This is a genomic window from Alcanivorax sp., from assembly GCF_051117345.1.
Lineage (GTDB): Bacteria > Pseudomonadota > Gammaproteobacteria > Pseudomonadales > Alcanivoracaceae > Alcanivorax.
The window spans coordinates 1-2,057 of sequence record NZ_JBNPEC010000216.1; the positions used below are offsets into that span (position 1 = coordinate 1).

A 2,057-nucleotide genomic window follows, 5' to 3' on the forward strand; every position below is an offset into this window, starting at 1 on the left:
AAGGCTTCGAATTCCTGGTCCGCCTTGTCGATTTCGTCGATCAGCAGCACCGCCGGCTCGTCACTGCGCAGGGCATGCAACAGGGGGCGCGGTTCCAGAAAGGTATCGCTGTAGAACGCTTCGCCCAGATCACCCAACCGCTCCATGCTCGCTTCCAGACTGTCGGTGTCCGCCAGCATGCCGCCCAGCTTGTCACGCAACAACTGGGTGTAGAGCAATTGCTTGCCGTACTTCCACTCGTACAGGGCCCGACTTTCATCCAGCCCCTCGTAGCATTGCAGGCGGATCAACGGGGCTTCCAGAAACGCCGCCGCCGCTTTGGCCAGTTCGGTCTTGCCCACCCCGGGGGGACCTTCTACCAGCACCGGCTTGTGCAATTGCGCGGCAAGGTAGATCGCCAGGGCAATCTGCTCACTACAGATATAGCCCTGCCCGGCAAAACTGCGAGTAATCTCTTCGACGGAATCAATACGGGTTTTCATGGAGGCTCCTGCAACAGAACCCAGAGGGTAGCGCAGGAAGCGCGGGGCGGGAATGACATCTGCACGCATGAGGCGTGCGGCAGGTTACCTGGGGCGCGACACTCAGTGCAGGGTAATATTGTCCGCCAGCACCAGCGGAGCGATCTCGCCCACCTCTTCAACGATAGGCTCGCCGTCCAGGCTGCTCACATCAAAGCGCGCGGACGTTACATCGCCGTCAATCATGTCGGGGATGGCATCCAGAAAGGCATCCACATGCTCGGAGCCAAAATGGATTTCCAGCGCATCCAGATCACTCCACTGCTGCCAGACCACGATTACCCGCGGCTCATCCGCCTGCAGGTATACCTCGTAAGCCAGACAGCCGTGTTCACCCCGGGAGGATTTCGCCAACGCCTGCACCAGCTCCAGCGCTTCTGGTTGCTGGTCTTGTTTCACGGGGAAAGAGCCTTTGACGATAATCATGGGGGTCCATTGCGCTGGGAAAACGGGAATTGTACCACAATCCAGCCCCTACTGTCCGCTCAAGCGCCGCCACAGAAGCGTACCGAGTCACCCAGCGGCACTCGCCCGACCCGGGTTCGGTTGGCTGCCACGTCGGCGTTTTCGTAGCCGAAACTGATGCCCAGCACGATGGCGGTGCTGTCCGGAATCCCCAGCAGTTCACGCACATCGTCAGGGTAGTAGCGCATGCTGCCCTGGGCACAAGTGCCCACGCCATGAGCGGTCATGGCCAGCAGCAGGGACTGCACGTACATACCCACATCCAGAGCCACGGTAACGCCGAAATCCCGCTCCATGCCGATAAAGGCCACATGGGGGGCATCAAACAGTTCGAAGTTGCGCAGCTCCGCACGGCGACGACCCTCCCGGTCTTCCCGGGCTATCCCCATGCTGCCGTAGAGCGCCATGGCGCAATCCACCTGCCGCTCCCGGTATAGACCCTGGAAACGGGGCAGGCTCTCATAGTCCGGCGCAAAAGGGATGCCCCGGCTGACCTTGTCCACCAGACGCTCGCGTAACGCGTTACGGGTTTCACCACTGGCCACCCAAACCTGCCAGGGCTGGATATTGCAGTTTGAAGGAGCGTGCTGGGCCAGTGAGAAAATCGCCTCAAGCTCTGATTGCGATACTGGCTTGTCGAGAAAACCGCGCACGGAACGGCGCTCGGCAAGAGCATGAGAAAGGGACATGGAATCGGCGTTCATGGGTAACTCCTCTGAATTACCCGCCAGTCTACCCAGACGCGAAAAGGGCGACGATGACAGAAACGCTCAGGCCGCTTCGCCAGAAGCCTCACGCATGGCCTGACAGATCTGGTCAATCACCGGAGCCGCAAGCTCCATGCGACCATCGCAGCCAGCCACACCAAGACGCCGCGCACAGGCCGGGCAGAGCACATTGAACACCAGCTCGTCCCCTTTACTGCGTGCGGGCAGTACCGCCCATTTGTCCTGGCGCGCCTGCTGGCCAATGCGGTGGTCGTAATCCAGATTGATGTCACCCCCGGGCCCGAACGCAAATGTGGTAGGACAGCGGCGGCAATTGAACCACATTGCGTACCGGGCTGGCGCG

Annotated in this window: 4 protein-coding genes; all 4 read right to left on the minus strand. The window is 60.7% G+C overall.

What is annotated here, in order from left to right; genetic code table 11:
• A partial coding sequence (locus tag ACFE0K_RS13955) for an AAA family ATPase (RefSeq protein WP_434536634.1) occupies positions 1–482 on the minus strand: 482 nt, incomplete at its 3' end.
• A 102-nt stretch (positions 483–584) separates the two neighbouring features.
• Positions 585–947 carry a putative quinol monooxygenase gene (locus ACFE0K_RS13960; protein WP_434536635.1) on the minus strand — a complete coding sequence of 121 codons (363 nt, stop codon included), beginning with the start codon at positions 945–947 and terminating at the stop codon, positions 585–587.
• 59 nt (positions 948–1,006) lie between these two features.
• Positions 1,007–1,690 (minus strand): nitroreductase, encoded by a 684-nt coding sequence (locus ACFE0K_RS13965; protein ID WP_434536636.1) that lies wholly within the window; start codon positions 1,688–1,690, stop codon positions 1,007–1,009.
• Between the two features lie 66 nt (positions 1,691–1,756).
• Positions 1,757–2,057, minus strand: a 301-nt coding sequence (locus ACFE0K_RS13970; protein ID WP_434536637.1) for a hypothetical protein, incomplete at its 5' end; no start/stop codon positions are given.

Coding starts and splice junctions, on each gene's coding strand:
- ACFE0K_RS13965 (WP_434536636.1), bottom strand. CDS start 1,690: ATGAACGCCGATTCCATGTCCCTTTCTCATGCTCTTGCCGAGCGCCGT.
- ACFE0K_RS13960 (WP_434536635.1), bottom strand. CDS start 947: ATGATTATCGTCAAAGGCTCTTTCCCCGTGAAACAAGACCAGCAACCA.